19 protein-coding genes and 1 pseudogene are annotated in these 24,282 nt (G+C 61.2%); 16 read left to right on the top strand and 4 right to left on the bottom strand.

Annotated features, from left to right (window positions below; translation table 11 throughout):
* The first annotated feature begins 55 nt into the window (after window positions 1-55).
* The 4 genes and pseudogenes from groEL (at window position 56) to AC1DXM_RS04330 (ending at window position 4,073) form a co-directional block, all read left to right on the top strand.
* Window positions 56-1,687 carry a chaperonin GroEL gene (gene groEL / locus AC1DXM_RS04345; protein WP_477231907.1) on the top strand — a complete coding sequence of 544 codons (1,632 nt, stop codon included), beginning with the start codon at window positions 56-58 and terminating at the stop codon, window positions 1,685-1,687.
* 31 nt (window positions 1,688-1,718) lie between these two features.
* A complete protein-coding gene (locus AC1DXM_RS04340; protein WP_477231906.1) occupies window positions 1,719-2,762 on the top strand; it encodes an NAD(P)-dependent alcohol dehydrogenase in 1,044 nt (347 codons plus the stop codon).
* Window positions 2,763-2,833: 71 nt separating this feature from the next.
* Window positions 2,834-3,437: pseudogene (locus AC1DXM_RS04335) on the top strand (aquaporin).
* A complete protein-coding gene (locus tag AC1DXM_RS04330) occupies window positions 3,438-4,073 on the top strand; it encodes a DUF1097 domain-containing protein (RefSeq protein WP_477231905.1) in 636 nt (211 codons plus the stop codon). It begins immediately after the preceding pseudogene.
* A gap of 103 nt (window positions 4,074-4,176) precedes the next feature.
* Here AC1DXM_RS04330 and AC1DXM_RS04325 read toward each other — a convergent pair whose 3' ends face one another.
* The 3 genes from AC1DXM_RS04325 to AC1DXM_RS04315 form a co-directional block, all read right to left on the bottom strand.
* Window positions 4,177-6,264: a sigma-54-dependent Fis family transcriptional regulator gene (locus tag AC1DXM_RS04325; RefSeq protein WP_477231904.1), complete on the bottom strand. Its 2,088-nt coding sequence runs from the start codon at window positions 6,262-6,264 to the stop codon at window positions 4,177-4,179.
* A 101-nt stretch (window positions 6,265-6,365) separates the two neighbouring features.
* Window positions 6,366-6,839 carry a hypothetical protein gene (locus AC1DXM_RS04320; protein WP_477231903.1) on the bottom strand — a complete coding sequence of 158 codons (474 nt, stop codon included), beginning with the start codon at window positions 6,837-6,839 and terminating at the stop codon, window positions 6,366-6,368.
* Between the two features lie 1,056 nt (window positions 6,840-7,895).
* Window positions 7,896-9,236, bottom strand: coding sequence for an ROK family protein (locus AC1DXM_RS04315; protein ID WP_477231902.1), 1,341 nt, complete (start codon window positions 9,234-9,236; stop codon window positions 7,896-7,898).
* Between the two features lie 169 nt (window positions 9,237-9,405).
* On the opposite strand from AC1DXM_RS04315, the gene AC1DXM_RS04310 reads away from it, so the two are divergent.
* The 6 genes from AC1DXM_RS04310 to AC1DXM_RS04285 all read left to right on the top strand — a co-directional run bounded on the left by AC1DXM_RS04310 (window position 9,406) and on the right by AC1DXM_RS04285 (window position 15,751).
* Window positions 9,406-9,840, top strand: coding sequence for an RbsD/FucU family protein (locus AC1DXM_RS04310; RefSeq protein WP_477231901.1), 435 nt, complete (start codon window positions 9,406-9,408; stop codon window positions 9,838-9,840).
* A gap of 143 nt (window positions 9,841-9,983) precedes the next feature.
* Window positions 9,984-10,940: a substrate-binding domain-containing protein gene (locus AC1DXM_RS04305; RefSeq protein ID WP_477231900.1), complete on the top strand. Its 957-nt coding sequence runs from the start codon at window positions 9,984-9,986 to the stop codon at window positions 10,938-10,940.
* Window positions 10,941-11,082: 142 nt separating this feature from the next.
* Window positions 11,083-12,609: a sugar ABC transporter ATP-binding protein gene (locus tag AC1DXM_RS04300; protein WP_477231899.1), complete on the top strand. Its 1,527-nt coding sequence runs from the start codon at window positions 11,083-11,085 to the stop codon at window positions 12,607-12,609.
* A 26-nt stretch (window positions 12,610-12,635) separates the two neighbouring features.
* Entirely contained in the window at window positions 12,636-13,667 is a 1,032-nt protein-coding gene (locus tag AC1DXM_RS04295) for an ABC transporter permease (protein ID WP_477231898.1), read from the top strand.
* Window positions 13,668-13,778: 111 nt separating this feature from the next.
* Window positions 13,779-14,552, top strand: coding sequence for an SDR family NAD(P)-dependent oxidoreductase (locus tag AC1DXM_RS04290; RefSeq protein ID WP_477231897.1), 774 nt, complete (start codon window positions 13,779-13,781; stop codon window positions 14,550-14,552).
* 317 nt (window positions 14,553-14,869) lie between these two features.
* Entirely contained in the window at window positions 14,870-15,751 is an 882-nt protein-coding gene (locus tag AC1DXM_RS04285; protein ID WP_477231896.1) for an ROK family protein, read from the top strand.
* 380 nt (window positions 15,752-16,131) lie between these two features.
* Here AC1DXM_RS04285 and AC1DXM_RS04280 read toward each other — a convergent pair whose 3' ends face one another.
* Window positions 16,132-17,346, bottom strand: coding sequence for a LacI family DNA-binding transcriptional regulator (locus AC1DXM_RS04280; protein ID WP_477231895.1), 1,215 nt, complete (start codon window positions 17,344-17,346; stop codon window positions 16,132-16,134).
* Here AC1DXM_RS04280 and AC1DXM_RS04275 point away from each other — a divergent pair.
* Genes AC1DXM_RS04275 through AC1DXM_RS04250 form a run of 6 tightly spaced genes read left to right on the top strand, consistent with a single transcriptional unit; the run spans window position 17,333 to window position 24,242 of the window.
* Window positions 17,333-18,550 carry a CaiB/BaiF CoA transferase family protein gene (locus AC1DXM_RS04275; protein WP_477231894.1) on the top strand — a complete coding sequence of 406 codons (1,218 nt, stop codon included), beginning with the start codon at window positions 17,333-17,335 and terminating at the stop codon, window positions 18,548-18,550. The two genes, AC1DXM_RS04280 and AC1DXM_RS04275, sit on opposite strands and share 14 nt — an antisense overlap.
* The gene (locus AC1DXM_RS04270; RefSeq protein WP_477231975.1) at window positions 18,550-19,380 is read left to right on the top strand and encodes a 3-ketoacyl-ACP reductase; all 831 of its coding nucleotides are present in this window, start codon (window positions 18,550-18,552) and stop codon (window positions 19,378-19,380) included. The genes AC1DXM_RS04275 and AC1DXM_RS04270 overlap by 1 nt, the downstream gene beginning before the upstream one ends.
* 51 nt (window positions 19,381-19,431) lie before the next feature.
* Entirely contained in the window at window positions 19,432-20,925 is a 1,494-nt protein-coding gene (locus tag AC1DXM_RS04265) for a sugar ABC transporter ATP-binding protein (RefSeq protein ID WP_477231893.1), read from the top strand.
* An 8-nt stretch (window positions 20,926-20,933) separates the two neighbouring features.
* Window positions 20,934-22,403, top strand: a complete 1,470-nt coding sequence (locus AC1DXM_RS04260) for an aldehyde dehydrogenase family protein (RefSeq protein WP_477231892.1) — start codon at window positions 20,934-20,936, stop codon at window positions 22,401-22,403.
* A gap of 8 nt (window positions 22,404-22,411) precedes the next feature.
* A complete protein-coding gene (locus tag AC1DXM_RS04255; protein WP_477231891.1) occupies window positions 22,412-23,254 on the top strand; it encodes a Cof-type HAD-IIB family hydrolase in 843 nt (280 codons plus the stop codon).
* Window positions 23,247-24,242, top strand: coding sequence for an ABC transporter permease (locus AC1DXM_RS04250; RefSeq protein WP_436251445.1), 996 nt, complete (start codon window positions 23,247-23,249; stop codon window positions 24,240-24,242). The genes AC1DXM_RS04255 and AC1DXM_RS04250 overlap by 8 nt, the downstream gene beginning before the upstream one ends.
* The last annotated feature ends 40 nt before the right edge of the window (window positions 24,243-24,282 follow it).

Genomic DNA, 24,282 nt, shown 5'->3' with positions numbered 1-24,282 from the left:
TCCCTCGCACGAGGCCCCTAACCAACAACCCGCCCGTAAGGCGGAAGGAGGAATCATGCCCAAAATAATGCTTCACAATTCCGAGGCCCGCCGTGCTCTCGCCCGTGGCGTCTTCCGGTTGGCCGCTGCCGTCGAGCCGACGCTCGGCCCTAAAGGCATGAACGCCATGATCGACCGGCCGATCGGTACGCCGATGGTGACCCGCGACGGTGTCAGCATCGCCTCCGAGATCGAGCTGCACGACCGTTTCGAAAACATGGGCGCGCAGGTCGTCCGCGAAGTGTCGATGCAGACCAACGAGGTCGCTGGCGACGGCACCACGACTGCCATCGTGCTCGCGAACGCGCTCATCCAGGGTGGTGTGGAGGCGAACGAACGCGGCGTGAAATCCGTCGATCTGTGCAAGGGCATCGACCTTGCCGTGGCCTCCGTGGTGGCGGCGCTCAAGGCTTCTGCCAAGCCTGCCAAGGGCAACGGCATTCTCGCTTCGGTCGCCAACATCGCGGCAACCAATGCCAAGCTTGGCGCGCTGGTGGCGGAAGCCCATCAGCGGGTAGGGGCTGAAGGCGTCATCACCACCGACTTCAGCGTGACCACTGAGACCACGCTCGATGTGGTCGAGGGCATGTCCTTCGAACGCGGCTACCTCTCGCATCACATGGTGACGGATCAGGAGAAGATGGAGGCGGTTCTCGAACGGCCCTACATCCTGATGACCGACCTCAAGATCAAGGAACCCGAGGCGCTGGATGCGGCTCGTCGCATTGCCGACGAGGCTGGTCGGCCGCTGCTGATCGTGTCCGAAGAAATGTCGCCGGAAGTGGTGGTGACGCTGCTCGGCAAGCAGGGACCGGGACGGTATCTCGTGGTCCACCCGCCGGAATATGGCCATTGGCGCAAGGCGATGATGGAGGACCTGGCGATCATCACCGGCGGCAAGGTGATCGCGCGCGACCTTGGCGGCCGGCTGGAGGACATCACCGCCGACGATCTCGGAACGGCTGACCGGGTGAAGACCAGTTCGTCCTACACCTCGATCATTCGCGGTGGCGGCGACCATGCGGCAATCGCATCGCGCCGCGCCCAGGTGCAGCGGCAGTATGAAGCCTCGCCGCCGAACATCGACCAGGACAAGCTGCGCGAACGCCTGGCCAAGCTCTCTGGCGGCACCGCGATCCTTTATGCCGGCGGTGTCACGCCGGTCGAGCAGAAGCGAACCATCCAGCTGATCGAGGATTCGCTGAATGCGGTGCGCGCCGCCTCTGAAGAGGGCGTGGTCGCCGGCGGTGGGTCGGCGCTTGCCCAGATCGCGCCGCTGCTCGACAAGGTGGCGGCAGGCGTCGAAGGCGATGTCGCTGAAGGCGTGCGCCTGGTGCGTTCGGTGCTGTCGCGGCCGCTCTGGCGTATCGCCGCCAATGCCGGCGCCGATCCCGAAGCGGTCGTGGCGGAAGTCACGCGCATCAACGGCGGCTACGGCTACAACGCGTCCTCCGGCGCCTATCAGAACATGTTCGAGGCCGGGATCATCGATCCGGTCCGCGTCACCTACACGGCGCTCGCCAACGCAGCTTCGGTGGCGACGCTGATCCTGACCACCGAAACGCTGATTGGCCATCTCGCCGAGGACGAGGACCCGACAGCCGGACCGGCTCGCGGCGGCGGCTCTGAGAAGCTCGGCCGCGCCTAAGCAAACAATCTCGACGTGAAAGGATACGACGATGAAAGCTGCCAGACTCTACGAATACGATCCGCACATGAACGTCCAGCTCAGGATCGAGGAAGTCAAGGCGCCGACGATCACTGCCCCGGACGAAGTGATCGTGCGGGTCGGTGCCGCCGGTCTCTGCCGCACCGACCTGCACATCATCGAGGGTGTGTGGAAGCCGACGATGGATCCCGAAGGCACGCTCTTGCCCTACATCATGGGCCACGAAAATGCCGGTTGGGTCGAGGAGGTCGGCAGCGGCGTCAGATCGGTCAAGCGCGGCGACGCGGTGATCTGCCATCCCTTCCGCTCATGCGGCATCTGCCTCAATTGCCGCCATGGCGAAGACATGTATTGCGACAATGGCCAGTTCCCCGGCCTTGGCATGAATGGCGGTTTCGCCGAGTACTTCATCACCAGCGAACGTTCGCTGATCAAGCTCAATGCCAACATCACGCCGATCGAAGTGGCGCCGCTGGCCGATGCCGGCATCACCGCCTACCGCGCCGCCAAGCGGGCGGCGAAACTGCTGCGACCAGGCAGCTATTGCGTTCTGCTCGGCATAGGCGGGCTCGGTCATATCGCGCTGCAATCGCTGCACGCCATCTCGGGCTGCCGCATCATCGCCGTCGATCGCGAGCCGGCAGCACAGGTGTTGGCCAAGGATCTTGGCGCCGACTTCGTCCTCGATGGCGGGCCGAATGTCGTCGAGGAGGTCAGCCAGATCACCGGCGGCGGCGCCCATGTGGTCATTGACTTTGTCGGCGAACTCGGCGTCGAGAACATCTGCTGGAAGATGGTTCGCAAGGGCGGGCAACTGTTCGTCGTCGGCTATGGCGGCAACATCAACGTACCGACCGCGCATCTCGTCATCGAGGAGATCAACATCGGCGGTAGCCTAGTCGGCAATTTCACCGAGCTTGTCGAACTGATGGAGCTCAACGCCGACGGCAAGGTGAAGATGCACTACACCGAATACAATCTCGCCAGCATCAACACCGCGCTCGACGATTTCAAGAACCGGCGGTTCACCGGTCGCGGCGTCATCGTACCCTAAAACATTTGGACCGGACTTCGCGCGGACGGGTGCGGCGTCCGGTCCCCCCCATCATCCAGAGGGAAAAAGATATGAACAAATACATCTGTGAATTCATGGGAACCTTCGCGCTGGTCTTCTTCGGCTGCGCAACGGTTCTGTTCATGCGCTCCGAGGTTGGTCTACTCGGCGTCGCCTTCGCGTTCGGCTTGTCGGTGGTGGCGATGGCCTATTCGATCGGACCGATTTCGGGCGCCCATCTCAATCCGGCTGTCAGCCTCGGTTTCTTCATCTCCGGCCGCATGAAATCGAACGATCTTATCGGCTATGTCGTTGCGCAATGCGTTGGAGCGATCGTCGCATCGGCGGTGCTTTATGTGATCGCGCAAGGCAAAGGTGGCGGTTATGATGTGGCGGCGAACGGCTTTGCCCAGAATGGCTGGTCGACCTACTCGGTGACCTCGGCGTTCCTGTTCGAGGCGGTCGCCACCTTCCTGTTTCTGCTCGTCATCCTTCGCGCCACCGCCGAAGGCGGCGCCGGCCCGCTCGCTCGGCCCGGCGCTCTTTGCTGGCGGAGCTGCGCTGTCGCAGCTCTGGCTCTATATCGTGGCGCCATGCCTTGGCGCGGCCGCAGCCGGATTGGCATTGCGCGCTGGGGTGATCGGCGCGGGTGAACCGGCGACTCAGCCGGCCTGATTGCTTGCCGGACCCGGCAAGCTTTTCTTCCTGAACCCCGTGGCTGATGCCATGGCGTTTTCCGTGTCGGGACGTCAGCGAAGCGCGATCCTGAAACGAGTTTCTTTGCTTCGAGCTTTGGAAAAACGGGAGGACAATATGGATCTTATCACAGGGTTGGCCGTCGTCATCGGCATTATGGGCGGCATTGCAACGTGGGCAGCGATCACCATCGGCAACCCCTATCTGCTGATCTGGGCGGTATTTGTCGGCTGGGGGAGTTTCTATCACTGTGGCGGCAAGGAAGCCGGTTTCAAGAATTCGGCGGTCGCAAACCTCTGGGGAGCGGTCTGCGCCGCCGGCGCATTGATAGCACTGACCTCCATTGGTGTTACGGCGATCATGGCCGGTATTTGCGTCGGCATTTCAATCGTCGTCCTGATACTCGCCGCCAAGCTGCCATTGCTGAGCGCCATTCCGTCAGCGGTCTATGGCTATGCAACGACCGCCGCGCTTTTTCTACTTGGCGCGGCCGCCTATGGCGAAGGCATCAGCGGCATCACCAAGGTCGCGGCCGCTGTGGTTATCTCGCTGATCATCGGCAACATCCTCGGCTACGTCTCGGAGAAAGTGACCGGTGCTGTCGCAAAGGCCTGATCATTGCCGCGGGGGCTGCCTGAAGGCAATCTCGATTGATGAATTTCCCAACCCCGCGGCGCGAATGCCGCGGGTTTTTGTTGTGCCGGTGAATGGAGCTGGCCTAGAGGAAACCGCGCCGGATGCCGTATTGTCCCAGCTTGCGATAGAGCGTCGGCCGCGAAATACCGAGCCTCAGGGCGACCTTGCTGAGATTGCCATTCTCAGCCGCAAGCGCGTTCTTGATCGCCTGGCATTCTGCATCCTCGAATGTGCACACCGGTGCTTCGAGCATGGCTGCGGGATGATCGCTGTGCATGGTCATATTGTGGCGATCGCCGGCACTGATTTCCCCGGGAAGATCCTGGAGCCCGACAGCCCCACCGCGCGCCAAGATGTGCAACCGCCCTACGAGGTTCTTCAGTTCGCGCACATTGCCCGGCCAACGATAGGCGAGCAACGCGTCCAGCGCTTGGTGCGAGAATTCCAGCGGGTCCTCGCCCGATGCGGTGGCGATCTGCCGGTTGAAGTGTTCGATCAGCAGCAGCACATCCTCGCCGCGGTCGCGCAGCGGCGGGACAGTGATCGAGACCGCGCCGATTCGATAATAGAGATCGCGGCGGAAGCGGCCAGCGGCAACTTCCTGCTTGAGATCGCGATTGGTTGAGGCAACCAGGCGCACATCCACCGGGCGACTCCGGCTGTCGCCAATGCGGTTGACCACGCGCTCTTCCAGGACACGCAGCAGAAACGGCTGGATCTCGAGCGGCAATTCGCCGATCTCGTCGAGACTGAGGACGCCGCCATTGGCGAGCTCGAAAACGCCCGGCTTGCCCTCACGCGAGGCGCCGGTAAAGGCGCCGGCGACATGGCCGAACAATTCACTGCCGAACAGATCCCTGGTGATTGCCCCGCAATTCATCGCGATGAACGGATCGTTCGCGGTGCGCCGGCTGCCGGCATGGACGAGCCGCGCAAACAGCTCCTTCCCGGTCCCTGTTTCACCTTCGACCAACAGCGATGTGACGCTGCCCGACCGGGCGACGCGGCAGGCGACGTCGATTGCGGCCTGCAGCGCTTCGCTGTCGCCGACAATCATGGCGACAGCATCCTGAAGATGCTTGTCCACTTCCCGGTGGACCACTGCCACGCTGGAGGCTGCCGGCACGGGGGGGAATACCAGCGCCGCGCCGCGCAGGTCGCCGTCGAGCTTGAGCGGCGTGATGTGGCAGGATCGCAGATGGGCCGGCAGCGCCTTGGCCAAGTCGGCGTCGGAGCCGGAGGATGGAAGGTTCATCAGCCAGCGGCCACGACCTGGCTCCATCGGACCATCCATCATCTCGGTGGTCTCGCCGTCAGGCACGTTTTTGCAGAAGATGGCGCGGCCGCGATGGTCGACGATCACCAGCCCGTCTTTTCGGCGGTAGCTGGGAGCCGACGAGATGAAGGCTTCGAGCAGGCGCGTGCGCTGTTCCTGCTGCTGTTCGGCCAATGCCTTTTCGATCTGCCGGGCTGTGGCGGCGACGAGCGCGGTGTTGTGTGGCCGAAAGATCGGCGAATAACCCGACAGGTCGACCACACCGATGATCTTGCCGTCGAGCGGATCGCGGATCGGCGCGCCGGCGCATGTCCAGGATTTGATGCCGGCGCAGAAGTGCTCGGCCGCATGGACGAAAGTCGGCTCTCCGGTCCACAGCGCCGTGCCGATGCCGTTGGTGCCGACGGCGCCCTCGTTCCATTTGCCGCCGATGGCGAGATGGATGTCCATGCCGTCATGCAGCGTTTTCTTGTCGCCGATGGCGTCGATCAGCACGCCGTCGCTGTCGGCCAGAACCAGCATAGCGCCTGTCCCGTCCAGCAACTGGCCAAGGGAGGCGAACGACCGGCGCGCCGCTGAAAGCAGTTCTGCATTGGCGCGGGTCAGATATTCGATCTCGTCGCGATCGCTGCTCAGCGGCGCTTCAATCCCTTGAGCGTTGATGCCGCCAGTGGCGCTGCGATACCAGGACTCGTGAATGAGGGAGCGGACGTTGCCTGGGTGGACCGGGTCGCGGGCACATTTGGGCTCGTCTGCCAGAAAATCTTCCCAGGCGCGCATGGTGGCGCGCTCGTCATAATCGATGTTCCCCAGAAGCATTTGCCCGGCAGCAGCCGACGCACGCGCCGGAAGAGCATCGATCTTCATCTGGTTGGGGCCTATCTCGCGTTTCATTCAGTCATCACAGAACCTTCGAGGCATGCCATTTCTGTATGCTGTCGCGTTCGTATGCTGCCGCGGTTGGACGTGAAGAGCACGCCCAGGCGTCTGCCGGATCAGTCGATGCCAAGTTTCGCGCCTATGTCGGCGGCAAGCTGTTCTTCGGTATAGGTGGCGGCGAGGCGTGATCCGTCCAGGCCCGCAAGCGCCTCGGCGACGGCTTCGTCGACCGGCGAGAAGAAGCCATTCTGCTTTGTCGCCAGCACGAATATCTGCTCCTCGCCGCGGCTGCGGATGTCGCCGATGTGATGAAGTTGGCGGCCTGTGTTCTGATCCTTCGAAATCACGCGGCCGTTCATGGTGACCTGGATGGACGGCTTGGCTTCGGCCACGGGCGCGGCACTGCCGCCGACATGGATGATCAGGCCTTCCGCCTTTGGCTGCTGGCGTGGCTTCCTGGAAGCCGAATAGCCGCCGCCGCTGATCTGGTCGGCAAGTCGAACGATGGTCGAGCGGTTCTGCTCGATCAGCCTTTTGACCTGCATGTCCTCGCGCCGCGGGCCATCCCGCTTGGAGATGATTTCGACCATGAATCCTCCCAGATTCGCTGTGCGTTGCCGTCGATACGGCTTATTTCTTCTTTTGAGGTGAACCCTACACCGCCCCGGTGAAGTTCGCCATTCATATCACACACATAGCGCCAGAATTCGGGTCGGTGGTAGCAGGCGGCTGCTACACGGGACTTGCGGTATTCGGACGTTTGAGTAGTGCCCGCGTGTCAGGCCGCCTTGCTCGTCATTTCCGGGGGGCGCTGTCCTGCAGCGTCTCGACCAGGAGCCGCGCTTCTCGCGTTTGGGGTGATGATCGGACGGAGGTTTTGCTGACCAACACCGGCACTATACGGAACCATACGGGGAGTCTTCTGATTTTGGCCCACGAAAAACCCAATGAAACCAATGCTCTTAACACGGTCCTCCGGGCCCACCAAGATACCCACCTAAACTCTTGATTTCATACAGTTATTTTTTCGTTGCCCACGCCATGGACTCGAACCCCCATAAAAATTAAATCGGATTGTGTTCGAGAACGATTTCGGCGACTGCAGCGAAATTGATCGTTGAGTCCTTCCGGATAACTGAGGGCGGAATATCAGTCGTTAATGAAATCGGCACCACTGCCTGAAAGCAGACGCTGCCGGCGCCGACTAAGAGATCCTGGCTGCGCGCTAGTCTACCCCTGCTCAAGGCGCTCGCGAAGGGCCGAAACAATTTCCCGCAGCAGATTTCGTGCTCCCGTCATCGCCCTGATTTCTGCATCCAATGGTGCGCCATTGGCCAGATGTTAGAGGCGTCGGTGATCAACTCGTTCTCGAGCTCGTTCAGCCATGGCCCCTGCCTGCCCTCCCATTCTCGACAGCCAAGTGGTCCAGGGTTGTGCGAAGGCTCGCGTCAAAGAGCTTTGCATCTCGCGGGCGGCGGCCGCGCCGGCGAAAGGGATTTACAACGCGACCGATGTTTGGGTTCGTCATTACCCGATAACGCTCGACAAGTATCTCGATCGTCTTCCAGCCCCGGCTCGAAACTGACGATACAAAAAACTGTGCAGTGCTCTCGACCTCTTGGGCCAAGAAATGGCTTCCTGAGCGACTAGCGCCCGTCATACGCCGCAGCGATTTCGGCAGATTGGGATGGTGGGCCAGCGGGCACTCCATTGCCGATCTGATCCAGCTCAGGCAGCAGGAAGAGGCCGTCGCGCACGGTACCGGCAGCGCCACGAGCTACAGTGTCGGCTTCACTTCCGGCGACCTCAATAGGCGGCAACGTCAAACCGTGCAGCAAGTTGGCCTCAAGAACCGCTTCGACCTTCTTTTGAACTCTCGGAAACAAGACAGCCAGTGGGCCGCCGAGGACTATCCGCGCCGGGTTCAATATGTGGATCAGATTGAGCAGACCAACAGAGATGACCGCTGCCCACGTGTCGAGCATGGTCTCAAGGGCTCTGCCGGGGTTGGGCATAGCTGCCAAATTTGCCAGCCCTTCTGCGATCGATTGCTCATCGGATAGAAGTGACAAGAAAGGGCCATAGCCTCCAAGCAGGCCCAGGGTTTGCGATTTGGCGTCTTCGGGTTTGGCGGAGAGGACCATATGACCTATTTCGCCAGCAAACCCGCTGACGCCCTCAGCAACTCGCCCGTTGCGAATGATCGCCGCGCCAACGCCTTCCGACAGCAATACGACCAGCAAGTCCTCCGTGTCATGCGTATCCAGCGCACCGATGGCGGCGGAAAGCGCGACTGCGTCGTTGCACACCCGAATCGGCCAAGGTGCTCCAAGCGAGGTTGCGATCAGTTGTCCGATATCGACATCCTCCCACTCCAGCAGTTTTGCCGATACCACGACTCCGTTGCGATCCACGATGCCGGGGACGGAGATTCCTACGCCCCGCACCCGCTTCGTATCGACTCCCGCCCCCACGACGAGACGGCGGGCCAGGTCCGCAATTGCTTGAGCAACAGGGCCCGCATCGCGAAAATTCTTGCTGTTGGGGACGACTATCTTGTTGAGCAAAGTCCCGCTGAAGTCGACAAGCACGCCGGTCAGCCACGTGCTCGACACGTCTATCCCGATGAAGAAGGCTCCCTTCGGGTTTAGCGCGACCCGTATTCCCGGCCTGCCGACCTTGGCGGCCTCCTGCGGTTCGTTCAGTTCCATCGCCAGATCTGCCTGCAGCAGCACTGCAATAACGTTGCCAGCCGTTGCGCGGGTTAGGCCGAGTTCGCGGGCAATGTCGGCGCGCGAAAGAGGGGAAGCCCTTCGCAACAAGCGCAGACACCTCGTCTCATTGACGTGTCGGATGAGGTTGGTGGTTTTCAAGTTGCTCGTCTTTTCGATCGTCTGTTCGGTTGCAATCGTCCTGTTAACGTCAGGCAGCCGGTCGCGTCCAGCGTGATTGGACGCTCCCCACTTCAGAGCCGTGGCAACTTGCATCGAAATTGCCCATTGACGACCACTGAAGCCTATTAGTATAGGTTCAATGCAAATACAAGATAGAACCTTGATAGCGATCAGTTTTGACGACCTCTGACCAAACCTCTGGCTGATGGGTGACCTGCGCACTCATCCGGCGAAAATCCCAATCCAAAAAAGGACATCTGTCATGCTGAAGGGTATTGATCCCGTGTTGTCACCCGATCTGCTCCATGTGTTGCGGTCCATGGGGCATGGCCATGAGATCGCGATCGTGGATGCCAACTATCCCTGCGATAACGACGCCCACATCATTCGCCTGGATGGTGTCCTAGGCAGTCGGATCCTCGAAGCCATCCTCTCGGTAATGCCGCTTGAAAGTGCCGATTCAAATGCGGCGTGCCGCATGATTGTCGACGGAAATCCTGAAACCGAGCTGCCGATATTCGGCGAATTCCTGGAAATCGTCTCGAAGCATGCCAGCCGGTCGTTGGCGTTGGCGCCGATTACGCCGGCCGAGTTCAAGGCGCGCGCCAAGAAAGGCTTTGCAATCGTCCTGAGCGGCGACGGGCGCCTCTATGGAAACATCCTGTTGAAGAAGGGCGTTGTCGCCCCTGCGAACTAACGAGCTCGTTGCATCTGCCGAGGGGGGGCTTGCGTTTTTCTTGTTTCGAGAATATGTATTGAATGTAAACAAATTCCGGCGTCGGCTTTCTGGGGAGGACATTTGTCCGCAGCCTGCGCATCAAACCTGGGAGGATGGATAAAATGAGCACAAGGACCCTAGCGACAGCCCTGGCAGTTGTCGGCTCTCTGCTGATGTCGGCCCCGTCATCGGCAGCGGACAAGCATCTGACAATCATGCTGTCGAGCCCCGATCTCGCGTTCCCGTTCTCGGTCCACATCATGAAAGAGATGCAGGATGAAGTGGCAAAACTCGGCAACATCGATGTGGTGGTGAGTGACGGTCAGCGCAATTCTAGCAAACAGAGCGCCGACATCGAGGCTGCAATCACAAAGGGCGTCGACGGCATCGTGATCAGCCCGAATGACTCCGCAGCACTGGCGCCGGCAATCCAGGAGGCGATCGATGCCAAGATTCCGGTTGTGACCGTCGATCGCTCTGTCGACAGCGTCAAGGGAATTCTCGCCCATGTCGGTGCCGACAATGTGAAAGGCGGCGAGGTTCAGGGCCAACTCATCGTCAAGCTGTTTCCGAACGGAGCCAACGTGATGAACCTGCAGGGGCAGCCGGGCACCAGCGCAGCGATCGACCGCAACAAAGGTCTACACAACGCGCTTGATCCACTGGCGACCAAATACAAGTTCGTCTTCGAGGACACCGCCGGATTTGATCGTGCCAAAGGCCTTTCCGTTACTGAGTCTGCCTTGGCGTCGATGGGAACGCCGCCGGACGCGATTGCCGCGGCAAACGATGACATGGCGCTCGGGGCCTTGGAGGCGCTGAAGGGCCGCGAGTTGACTGGCAAGGTAAAACTGATCGGATTTGACGCCCTGCCGGAATCCCTCGGCAAGGTTCGCGATGGAAGCATGACCGGGACCATCGAGCAGATGCCGGGCAAGCAGGGCAGGCAGGCGGTCGATATTCTGGTCGCTTTCGCGCGCGATGGAAAGACGCCGGAAAACAAGATCACCCTCCTGACCCCGATCGCTGTGACGAAGGACAACCTGGATGCAGGCGAACGCCTGGGCGAACTCAAGTAGCCATCCGGCGGTCAGCGCGCGAACGCAAATTCCCCCCAATTTCGATCGCGGGCATGGGTGAGGCCGCCAGCAGCGGCCTCACCCCGACCGGCTCACAGCCTCACGCGCTTTCCGAGCCACTGATTTTCATTCGGATACTCCTATGTCTCAGGCTCTCTTGCAGATGAACGGCATTACCAAGTCGTTTGGCGGCATTTCCGCACTCAGGTCGGTGGACTTGCGCGTGGACACGGGTGAAGTCCACGCACTGCTGGGAGAGAACGGTGCCGGCAAGTCAACCTTGCTCAAGATCCTATCGGGCGCTCAGCTGCCAGACGGTGGCGAGGTTACCTTTCTCGGCGTGAAGGCGGCGTTCAATTCTCCCCAGGATGCGCAACGCTGTGGCATTGCGACGATCTATCAAGAATTGACGCTCGTTCCTGGAATGTCGATTGCCGAGAACATCTTCCTGGGTCGTGAACCGGGCTGGGCGAACCTCGTGAACTGGCGAAGGTTGGTGAACCAAGCGCAAGGTTTGATGGCGAGGGTCGGGCTGGAGAAAGATCCTCTCACACCCGCCCGGGACTTGTCGGTGGCCGAACAGCAACTGGTCGAGATCGCCCGCGCCCTTTCGATGAGATCGAAACTTATCATCATGGACGAACCGACCGCAGCCCTTTCAAATGCTGAAGTAGACCGGCTCTTTGATATCGTGAGCGGGTTCAAGGCCAATGGTCTCAGTGTCATCTTCGTCACGCACCGCCTGGAAGAGGTGATGCGCGTGTGCGACCGCTTCACCATACTTCGGGATGGCAGGTTCGTTTGCGACGGAAACGTTGCCGACACATCCGTCGATGCAATTATTCACCACATGGTCGGCCGCGAGATCACCGCAACGCAACGGCGTCCGGCGCTGGCGGCCACCGATGCGGTCGTTCTCCGTGTCGAGCATCTTTCGCGGCGCCGGGGTGCTGAAGGGCTCAATGCGATGGCCCTTAGTGACATTAGCCTCGAGGTTCGACGCGGAGAAATTCTTGGGATTGCCGGCCTGGTTGGCTCCGGCCGGACGGAAACCGCGAGAGCTATCTTTGGCGCTGACCCCTTCGATTCCGGCAAGGTCTTCATCGATGGGGTTTTGTTGCAGGCGACTTCACCGCAAGACGCAATTCGCCAAGGCATCGGATTGGTTCCGGAAGACAGAAAGCAGCAAGCTTTGTTCCTGTCATTGTCGATACGCGCAAACCTGACGGTGGCTGCGCACGACAGAGTTTCCCGACTGGGTGTCTTCATCGATTCAAACGCCGAGGACACATTAATCGCGCAATACAAGAAACTGCTTCGCATCCGAATGGTGGGACCAGAGCAGATTGTATCCGACCTCTCCGGCGGCAACCAACAGAAGGTGGTTCTGGCGCGCTGGCTCGCTTTAGGTCCCAAGGTCCTTATCGTCGACGAGCCCACCCGCGGAATTGATGTCGGCGCCAAGGCGGAAGTCCACAATTTGTTGTTTCAAATGGCAAGCAGTGGGATCGCGATCGTCGTGATCTCTTCGGAACTGCCTGAGGTGCTGGCGATAAGCGACCGGATCATCACGATGCGCGAAGGCCGTGTAACGGGCGAAGTGCAAGCGGATGCCGCCAGTCCTGAGATGCTCATGGCCCTGATGACCGTGGATGCGGTTGCGGCATGAGGAAGGATGAATCAGGGGAGAAGACCATGGTACAAGTGACAGCAGGTGAGGCGGTCGGAAGGCGGCACCAGTTTCGGCCAATCAATGTTGCGGCACGTTTCGCGCCGGTGTTGTTCCTGGTTGTTCTCATGATCGGATTCTCGATCCTTGAGCCGCGCTTTCTCACACCGCTGAACCTCTTCAATGTCCTTCGACAAGTCTCCATCTACGGATTGCTGGCGATCGGAATGACGTTCGTCATTCTCACGGCCGGCATTGACCTTTCAATCGGCTCAATTCTCGCTATGGCCGGGCTGGTTGCTGCGGTAGTAGCAAAAGGCGGCCTCGACAACCGTTTCAGCGTCGGCGATGGCTCCGCCTCGTTGGGACTGGGTTGGGAGTTCGCCGCACTTGCAGCGGTTGGTGTCGGCGTCGCAGCCGGTCTTGTTCAAGGGCTGGCCATCACCAGGTTCAAGGTGCCGCCTTTTGTTGTGACGCTCGGGGGCATGTCAGCCTTTCGCGGCGCGGCGTTGCTCTTTTCTGGAGGTGGCCCCGTAAGCGGATTCGACGATGCATTCGTTTGGTGGGGTCAAGGCAAAGTTGGGCCGGTCCCGGTTCCAGTTCTGATCTTTGTCCTGTTCGCCATCATTGCCCACATAACATTGAGCTACACCCGCTACGGCCGGCAGATTTACGCCGTTGGGGGAAACCCTGAGGCCGCGCGTCTCGCGGGCCTCAATGTCCGGAAGATAATCCTCAGCGTCTATGTCATCACTGGCTTCTTTTCGGGGCTGGGAGCCTTCGTCCTCGCTGCACGGCTGAACTCGGCTGAAGCTGTGGCGGGGACCGGTTTTGAACTGACTGTTATCGCCTCGGTCGTGATCGGTGGGACCAGTCTGTTTGGTGGCACCGGCACGATATTCGGCACGGTCATCGGTACCGTTCTGATCGGCGTGTTGCTCAACGGCTTGGTCCTTCTCGACGTTTCCGCCTACGTCCAGCAAATCATCATCGGCGTCATCATCGTTCTGGCAGTCGCGTTCGACACCTTCGTGAAATCTCGGCGTAGAGCCTTGTGAGGGCCGGTGCGAACGCTCGAGCGCCACCCATCGCTCTTGAGTTTCGCCAGTTCGCAAACACCCAAACACTGCCTCGTCGAAAAGCCTCGTCACCTATGGAGGTCCCTTGAGATGACAAGAAGTTCTCTGCCCAATTTCGGTCTTGACGGGAAGGTCGTGATGGTGACCGGCGCCGGGCGCGGCATCGGTCGTGCCTGTGCGCTGGCATGCGCCGAGGTCGGAGCCGATATCGTGGCAATTGTTCGCGACAACAGTGCCGGCGCAGATCTGGTTTCTGCCATCGAAGCGCTCGGGCGCCGCGCTCTGCTCGTCAGGCTGGACATATCCCAAACCCGGCAAATCGAGCACGGTGTGCGAGATGCGGCAGCCCATTTCGGACGGATCGATGTGTTGGTCAACAATATCGGGATATCGCGCCGAAGCCCGGCCGAGTCCGTCAGTGAAGAAGACTTCGATCTGGTTCTCGGCACGAATCTGAAAGGCACGTTCTTCCTGACGCAGGCTGTTGCAAAGACGATGATCGAGCGTAGGGCCGGCCGCATCCTGAACATAAGTTCGCAAGCGGGGACCGTCACATTGCGTGGGGAAGCGATCTACTGCATGTCGAAAGCAGCGATCAATCACCTCACCCGGTGCCTGGCAGCGGAGTGGGGGCCACTGGGAATAGCCGTGAACAGCATTTCACCGACCTTTATCTGGACAGACTCAACCCGTCCGTATCTGAGCGACCCTGCAGCTCACCAGCAGACGCTCGCACATATCCCGTTGGGTCGAATTGGGGAGACGAAAGATGTCACCGGAGCCGTCATCTACCTGGCCTCACAGGCAGGCTCTCTTGTCAACGGAGCGAACCTGATGATCGACGGCGGCTGGTCAATTGCGTGAGATCAATCGACGCCGAATGGGATCGTTGCCGCGATCCCGTTTGGCTGCTTTTCAGAAGCAGGGCCGGTTGCGCACGGCCGGCTCGCCACGTGAAGCGCGATCCTGCGGATCGAGGCAAGACTGTGCGTAGAGCTGAGCTGGAATGTCCTGGTTATCGGTCACGACCATGACCTCGTCCATCGACTGGCCGACGCGCAGGCGCTGGCCGGGCTCATTCCGTCCGCCCGGCTTTGCACCATCACCGCCAAATCGCAGGATCGCGAAGCCTACCGGCGGGAATTCCGCGCCTGTCTTTCGGAGTTTCTGGAAACGCTCGTATGACCAACAATACGACGGACGAAACAATCGCCGTGGTCGAGATCGGCGGCACGTCGGTCAAGGTCGGCTTTGCCGACCATGGCATCCCGGTGAATTTTGCCCGCACCTACCCCACTGCGCAGCTGCGCCAAGGGGCGCCAGTGGCAGGGCTGGCCCATGTCGTCGCGGCGGCCTCCCGCGACTCCGGCCTCAAGCCGGCCAGCGTGGTGGCGACCGTGCCTGGCTTCATAGGCAAGGATTTTGACACCGTACTGCACACGGCCAACTTTCCCGAGCTGGAAGGCATTCGGCTGGGCACCGAATTGGCGTCGAAGCTCGGCGTTCCCGTCCGCCTGGAACGCGACGTTGTGCTGCAGTTACTGGGCGAAAGCGTTGCCGGTGCAGTGGCGCAGCAGAGCGAGGTGCTGGCGGTCTATCTCGGTACGGGCGTTGGCGCTGCCTATCTCGGCAAGGACGGCATTTCTCGCGGCGGCGGCTGGGCGCTCGAAATCGGCCATATGCCAGTGTACAGGCCTGATGATGGCGGACGGCCAAAGCGCGCCGAGACGTACGCGTCGGGGGCAAGACTGGTCGAACTTGTATCAGATTATGAGCTTCCGGTGGCGGATTTGTTTGCGGCTGTCGGGCAGCGCCCGTCGCTCGACGAGATCGTCTGGCAGCAGGCGGTGACCATCGCAACTGCAGCCGCCTTGTTCTCTCCTCAAACAATCCTGATCGGCGGCGGCATCGTGGACATGAAGTCCTATCCCCGCCAGACGCTCATGCAGCGCATTGCCGAGAGCCTGCGGCATTCGCGTGTTGTCGAGCCTGTGGATATACGCTGGGCGGCCCTTGGCTGGCAGGTGGCCATTCATGGCGCCGTGCTGCTCGCCGCAGTGTGATCGCGCAATTCAGTCGCTGCGCTTCAAGGCAACGCGGTTTCGGCGCAGTTCACGATTTTGGTCATGAAACGGCGGACTTGGCGGAATCCGGGTAGCGCGGGCAGAGCGGTCCGATATTCGCCTTCGCTAATCCCGAGTGCGACGATCTCGTCGCTTTCGCTCGCATCATGACGGACGGCGTCTATAAAGCGATGATCATTGTCAAGGCCAGTTGGTGTGGCACAGCACGCCTTGTTGATGGAGAACGTGTTGAACGATCCTGCGGACCAAACGGCAACTTACTTGCAGATTGTGCCGAACCGGACTGGCAGCAAACGGCCCCTAGTGGTCATTCGGTCCAATCGCCTCAGGATGGGTACGGCTCACGCGACCGCCTGTTTTTAGCGTCTCACGACAGCCGTGCTTCCCCTAACAATCAGCCTAATGGCCAGTTCCCGTTGTCTGAGATGCAGTCGCTGCGATGGTGAGGCCAGGATGTAGTCGGCGGCAATCCGGCCCATGTCGCGCGCGGGCACCTCCAGTGTGGTCAGTTCGGGCGAGGTCAATTCTGCAATCTCCAGATTGTCGAATCCGACCACCGAAACCTCTTGCGGGACTGCGATGCCTTCGGCGTGGCAGTACTTGATGGCGCCGGCGGCGAGAATATCACTCCCACAAAATACCGCAGTAGGCCTCCTGGCGTCGCCCATCAGCCGCTGCATGCAGGTGCGGCCGTCATCCAACCTGTAGGCTCCCTCGACGACCGGAACCATGCGTCGATCGATGCCTGATTGTTCGAGTTCAATCAAGAAACCGTCGCGGCGGCCGGCCGCGCGATCATTGTCCTGTGTGATGCCGGCGATCATCCCGAATTTTGTGTGGCCGAGGTCGAGTAGGTAACGTGCGGCCGTTCGCCCTGCTTTTTCGTTGTCGAACCCCACGGCCGCACCAGCCTCGGTCGCTTTCGACGTGTAGGTGTAAACGTAATTGATGCGCTTCTGCTCGAACATGGCCAGCGTTGCTGGCCGGTGCGTTGAGCCAACAAGCACCACCGATTCGACCCCGCGCTCGACAAGCAGACGTGCCTGCTCGTATTCAAGATCGATGTCGTACCCCGAGGTGTTGATGATGAGCGAAACGTCTTTTTCGGAAAGCCGCGCCTGAAGTCCATCGACCATCGTGGCATAGATAGCGTGGTCCAATGTGGGGATGATCGCGCCGACCAACCTTGTCCGGGTCGACCGCAGCGCCCTGGCGGAACCATTGGGCACATAGCCGAGATCGCGCGCCGCCCGGACAACACGATCCCGCACGACCTCGTTCACGTTGGGATTGCCGTTGAGCACGCGGGAGACGGTGGCCGGCGAGCAGTTAGCAAGCCTGGCCACGTCAATCAGCTTTGCGCCGCCATCCTCGATATCCATTGAGCCTCGAATCCGACGGTTTTTGAGAAACCGTTTTCCAGATGACACATTTCTTTTCTGAAGGCTACACCATCTGTCTTTGACAAAGCCTTTCAAAATGGGCTTGACAGCTATGAGAAAAGGCGTGAAAACGATTTCACAAAGGCGCAACTTATAGCGCAGAACCAAGGGAAGAGAAATGCTCAGCGGCATCAAAGTCGTCAGCTTCTGCCATTTTCTGCAGGGTCCTGCAGGCGCCCAATATCTCGCCGACATGGGTGCAGATGTCGTCAAGGTCGAACCTATCGATGGCGCCCATGAACGCCGCTGGTCGGGTGCTGACGTTTATGTGGAAGGGGTCAGCGGCTTCTATCTCTGCGCCAACCGCAACAAGCGCTCCATCGGCATTGATCTGAAGAGCACCGAAGGCAAGCAAGTCGCCCGACGTCTGATCGCCGGCGCCGATGTGGTGATGGAGAATTTCCGGCCGGGCGTGTTCGCCAAGCTCGGCTTTGACGATGATGCACTCCGGGACATCAATCCCAATCTGATTTTCGCCTCGGCGAGCGGTTTTGGCGCAACAGGCCCGATGGCGACGAAGCCCGGCCAGGATCTTCTCGCCCAGGCGCGTTCCGGCCTAATGAGCGTCACCGGAACTCCGGAACGTGGCCCCACGCCGGTCGGTGCGGCGATCGTCGACCAACATGGCGGGGCACTGCTGGCGATGGGCATTCTGGGTGCGCTGGTGCGCCGCTTGCGGGATGGCAAGGGGACTCGTGTCGAGGCAAGCCTGATCAACTCGGCAATCGACCTGCAGGGCGAGGCGCTGGTCAATTACTTCGCCGGCGGCATGACCCGCGAGGTGCTCAACCGCGAGGCGAATCTGGCGACGTGGTTCCATGCCGCGCCCTACGGTGTCTATCCTGCCTCCGACGGCCATGTGGTGGTGTCGCTTTGCGATTCTTCCGTGCTGGCCGAAGCGCTCGACAGCGACGGTCTGCGCGAGGTAGTCGGTGTCGACCGCTACGTCGAACGCGACGACTATGCTCGCCGGCTCGCCAGTGCCACGGCCCGGTTCGCGGTGGCCGAACTCGCCGAGCGCTTTGACCGCCATGGCGTCTGGTGGGCGCCCATCAATTACTATGACGATCTGCTGGCCGACGCGCAGCTCAGCCACGCGCAAGTGTTCCGGCAGGTAAACGTGCGTGGCCGAACGATCCACCTGGTCAACCATCCCAACCGCTACGACAGCGAGGTGCCCGCGCTGCGATACCTCGCTTTGGAGATCGGCGAGCACACGCGCGAGATCCTGGATGAGCTTGGCTATGCCGATGACGAGGTTCAGCGGCTGCTGGCGTCGAAGGCCGTGATCGCATCCCGCGAAAAGGACGATGCAGTGGCAAGGAAGGCTTCGTGATGCTGGAACAGGTTTCCCCGGCTGCAATCGGCGTTGCTATGCCCGAGCACGCAGCCTCCATCAACCGCGGACTTGCCATTGTGACGGGTGGCCGTCGCGGCATCGGCCGAGCCATCTGTTGTGAACTCGCGCAGGCGGGTTTCGATATCGCTGTGGTCGACATAGTCGACGATGAGAATGCCAGCGAGACCGTCAACCTTGCCCGCACGCACGGACGAAATGCCGCCTTTTATCCCAAGGACATATCCGAGACCTCGGACAATGCAGCGTTCATAGAGCGCATCGAAGCCGATCTGGGGGCAACCACCTGCCTGGTCAACAATGCCGGCGTCCAGGTTTCCGTGCGCGGCGATCTTCTCGATGTTACCGAGGAGAGCTTCGACCGGCTGGTCGGCATCAATCTGCGCGGCACGTTCTTCTTCACCCAGGCCGTAGCGCGCGCGATGATTTCCCAGCCGCAAGCCCGGCTCGAACGGTCGGTGGTGACGATCACCTCTGCTAACGCAGGCTTGGTCTCTCCGGAAAAGGGGCCGTACTGCATATCCAAGGCCGGACTGTCGATGGCTTCCCAGCAGTTCGCCATTCGTCTGGCGGATGCAGGCATCCGGGTGCACGAGATTCGCCCAGGCCTGATCCAGACCGATATGACCGCCGATGTCTACGATAAGTACTCGGCGCAAGTCGAGGCCGGACAGCTCTCGGCGATCAGGCGGTGGGGGCAGCCGGAAGACATCGCCCGCGGGGTGGCGACGCTGGCCGTCGGCGGCATGCCATTCAGCACCGGGGATATCTACCACATCGGCGGCGGCATGCAGATGCATCGCCTGTGAGCTTTTTTTGAGGAGCCGAGAAAACGATTTCTCGGTTTGGGAGACGACGTGATGAAGGACGCGGTTCTCGAAATGCGCGGCATCCACAAGCGCTTTCCGGGTGTGTATGCGCTGAACGATGTCAGCTTCGCCGTCCGCAAGGCCAGCGTGCACGGCGTCATCGGCGAAAACGGCGCCGGCAAATCGACGCTGATGCGCATCCTGTCCGGCGCCTTCCTGGCCAACGAGGGTGAAGTGGCCATCGATGGGACGGTCGTGGCGGCGCCGACGCCTGAGCGGATGCTTGAGCTTGGGATCGCGGTCATCTATCAGGAACTCGCCCAGGCGCCGCATCTCACGGTGGCTGAGAACATCTTTCTTGGCCGCCTGCCGAAAACGCTTCTGGGCACGATCGACTGGCGCCGGGCGAAAGCCGCGGCTCAGGATGTGCTCGACAGGCTTGGCTTCCGTGTCGATCCGGCCGCGCGCATCGACACAATCAGTGTCGCGCAGCGCCAGATGGTTGAGATCGCCAAGGCGATTGCCCGCGAGGCTCGCATCGTGGTGCTCGACGAACCTTCCGCCGTTCTTGGCGACGCCGAGCTTGAACATCTTTTCAAGACGATCAGGCGGCTGAGCGGCGAGCACGGCGTTTCGTTCATCTACATCACCCATCGCCTGAAGGAACTCTATGAGATCTGCGACGCGGTCACCGTGCTGCGGGACGGTCAGGTCGTCGCCTCGATGCCGCTTGGCCAGACGACCACGGCCGATCTCATCCGGCATATGGTCGGGCGCGAACTCAAAGACGTGTTTCCACCGCGTTCGCACCCCGGCGACGAGATTCGTTTAGACGTGCGCAACCTGTCGCGAGCCGGTGTGTTGAAAGACATCTCCTTCGATGTCAGGCGCGGCGAGATCGTCGGCATCTGCGGCCTTGCCGGCGCGGGCCGGACCGAGGTGTTGCGCGCCATCGCCGGCGCCGACCCGATCGACGGCGGAGAAATCAGGATCGACGGCCAATTGGTCGCCATCGACGGGCCGCGCCGGGCGCTTGCGCACGGTGTTGGCCTGCTGCCGGAGGATCGCAAGACCGAAGGCCTGTTCCTCGACCAGTCGGTCGCCTTCAACGTCACCGTTTCCCAGATGACGCCGCTGACCCGCGGCGGCCTGATCAATGGCCGCCGCGAGCACGAGGCTGTCTCCCGCTTTGTCCGGCAGATGCGCATCAAGACGCCAAGCCCCAGCACCAAGGTCCGCACGCTGTCGGGCGGCAACCAGCAGAAATGCGGCATCGCCCGTCAGCTGCATGCGGGAACCGAAATCCTGCTGGTCGATGAACCGACGCGCGGCGTCGACGTGGCGGCCAAGCGCGAAATCTATGACCTGCTCGCCGAACTGACATCGAAGCAGGGCGCAAGCGTCGTGATGGTGTCGTCCGATCTGCCGGAGATTCTCGGCCTCTGCAACCGCATCATCGTCATGCGGGAGGGCGCCATATCGGCGGTTCTCGAGGGTGAGGGCGCGACCGAGGAAAAGATCATGGCCCATGCGGTCTGGCAGTGAGGAACGACATGAATACGCGCAGCTACCAACAATTCATCGGCGGGCGGTTTGTGGACGGTTCAGGTTCCGGTTCGATCGAGCGCCGGTCGCCGGCCACTGGCGCCCTGGTCGCCCGCTATGCCGATGGCACGCCCGAGGACGTCGATCTTGCCGTCGAGGCGGCGCGTATCGCCTTTGAGGAAGGGTCGTGGCCGCGCATGAGCGGCATGGAGCGCGCGGCGGTCCTGAACCGTCTTGCCGATTTGATCCTCATCAACCGCGACCGGCTGGTCAGGATTGAGGTCGAAGAGGTCGGCAAGCCAATCCGCTTCGCGCGCGGCGACATCGACGGCGCCGCCGGCCTGACCCGCTACGCGGCTTCGCTGGCCATGCAGATGGCGGGCCTCACCTACACGAACATTGGCGATGGCAAGACGGCGCTGATCAGCCGCGAAGCGGTGGGTGTCGTGGCGCTGGTCACGCCATGGAATTTCCCGGCTCTGATCCTGTCGCAGAAGGTCCCGTTTGCGCTCGCCGCCGGCTGCACGGTGGTGCTGAAGCCATCCGAGTTCACGTCAGGCTCCGCGTTTGAGATCGCCGCCCTGGCGGCGGAGGCCGGGGTGCCGGCCGGCGCCTTCAATGTGGTCAGCGGCAATGGCGCAACCGCTGGCGACCACCTGACCGGGCATCCGGGCATCGACTTCGTTTCCTTCACCGGTTCGACGCGCACCGGCAGCCGTGTCGTTGGCAACACGTCCCGTCATCTGGTCAAATCCTCGGTCGAATTGGGCGGCAAGTCCGCCAACATCGTTTTTGCCGATGCGGATCTGGAAGCCGCGGCGGATGGCGCGCTGATGGGCGTGTTCTTCAACAATGGCGAGTGCTGCGTTGCGGGCTCGCGGCTGTTCGTGCAGTCCTCCATCGCCGACGATTTCATCGCCAAAGTGATCGCGCGCTCCCGCAAGATAAAGGTCGGCGATCCGTTCGACGACGACACCGATGTCGGCGCGCTGATCGACCACAATCATCTGGCCAAGGTGACCGGCTTCGTCAAAAGCGGGATCGAGGAAGGTGCCCAACTTGTACTCGGCGGCGATGTAGCGGCAGGGGCGGTCGGTCATTTTCACGAAGCGACCATTTTCGACCGGGTCGAGCCGCATATGACCATCTTCCGCGAAGAGATCTTTGGCCCGGTGCTCAGCATCACACGGTTCGATACGGTGGATGACGCGGTGCGGTTGGCCAATGATACTGCCTATGGCCTGTCCAACTACATCTGGTCGAAGAATATCGACACGGTCCTGACCGTCGCCAAGCGGTTGAAGAGCGGCTGGGTGCAGGCCAACACAGTCATCGACGGCGCCCCGCAACTGCCGCTCACTGGGGTGAAGGGATCCGGCTTCGGCTACGAGATGGGCCAGGCCGGCTTTGAAGAGTTCACCCAACTCAAGACGCTTCTCATTCAGACCGGGCCGCGCGCTCCGGTGTTTCCGGTCTGAGGCGGGTCATGACCATTCCGCGCCTCATCGTCACCGATGTCGACCGCACCTTGCTGACGCACGACTATGTGCTTCCGCGGCGTGTGGCCGACGCTCTGCACGTGGCACGAGAGGCAGGCATCATGATTGTTCTGGCAACGGCGCGCTCGCCGCTCGGGCTAAAGCCCTATGCGGAGAAGCTTGGGATTGCGGGCCTCGCTATCTGCTTCAACGGTGGCTGGATCGGTAATGTCTCGACCGGCGTTGCGCTGTCCGAGCAGCGGATTGGCCGCACCGATGCGCTACACACCATGGCTACGGCGCAAGCAGCGGGCGTTCGGCCAATGTGGTTTACCGGTCACGCCATTCACGCACTTGCCGAAGACCCGATCATCGCACTTGAAGCTGGCGTGACCACAGAACCTTTGATCGTGGCGAAGGCGCTGGAAGACATGCCGGGGGAACCGGGCAAGATCATGTGTGTCGCCGCGCAGCCCACAGACCGTGAAGCGTTTGAAGCTCTCCGCGTGCAGCTCGGCGGGTGCCTGTCGGTATCGGGATCGCATCCACGTCTGCTTGAGATCGGTCCGCTCGGCATTTCCAAGAAGACCGCCATTGCAACCGTTGCGGCCGAACTCGGAATGGCCGCGCAGGACTGCGCCGCCGCCGGCGACGCCGAGAATGATCTTGAGATGCTGGCCTGGGCCGGAACGGCAGTCACGGTCGAAAACGCGGTCCCGGAAGCCAAGCGGCTCGCGCATTTCGTTGGACCGTCCTGCGACGAGGGCGGGCTGACCGATGCGGTGGCCTGGCTGCTGCAACGGCAATCGACCCTCGCAATGGCAGACGAAACGGGAGGAAGGAATGGCTGAGATGACAACGGGACAAGGATTGGCGTCGATCCGGCCGGGGTCGGTGGGTCGGTTGCGAGGCTGGGCGCAAAGCCTTGGCCTGCTCTGGGTCCTGATCGTGTTGTGCGCTTTCGCGGTGTATCTGTCGCCGAGCTTCATCCAGACCGGCAACATGTTGAATGTTGGCCGCCAGGTGGCGCTGTTTGGCATCGTCAGCGTCGGCATGACCTTCGTCATTCTGACACGCGGCATCGATCTCTCCGTTGGATCCATCGTCGGCGTCGTCGCGGTTGCCACAGCGCTGATGCTCTCATCTGGCGTTCCAATCCCGTTGGCGATGATCGCGGCGCTGGGGATGGGAGCCGTGTTCGGCGCCATCAACGGAGCTGGCGTCGTTTTCTTCGGCATGCCGCCCTTCATCATGACCCTCGGCACGCTGGTGATGGGGCGCGGCATTGCCATGACAATTGCCAACGGCGAGCCGAAGACGCTTGGCGATGCTTCGGATGCTTTCTCCTATCTGGGCAGCGGTTTTCTCTTCGGCATTCCCGTACCGATCTGGATCTTCGTTGCCATAGCCGCCGCGGCTTTCGTTGTCCTGCGACACACGCCTTTCGGTCGCCAGATCTACGCGGTCGGTTCAAACACCGAGGCGGCGCGGCTTGCCGGCATCAACGTGCCGCGCGTGCTGATGTCGGTCTATGCCATCTCAGGAGTGCTGTCGGCGCTGACGGCCCTGGTTTTTGTCTCGCGTCTGACCGTTGGTGAGCCCACCGCTGGCACCAATCTCGAACTCGAGGCCATCTCTATCGTCGTCATCGGCGGCACTAGCCTGTTTGGCGGCGAAGGCGGCGTCATCGGCACCGTGATCGGCGCCGCAATCATTGCTGTCATGGCTAATATATTGAATCTGCTAGGCATATCGCCATTCACGCAGCAGATCGTGAAGGGCGCCATCATCATCGCCGCGGTGATGTTCGAGGTCTACCGTCACAAAAGACGGTCCTGACATCCATGCGCGGCGGCACTTGCCAGACGGGCCGGCCGTC

The sequence above is a fragment of the Mesorhizobium sp. P3_A2 genome (genome assembly GCF_056403115.1).
This window is presented reverse-complemented; position numbering and strand designations above follow the sequence as displayed.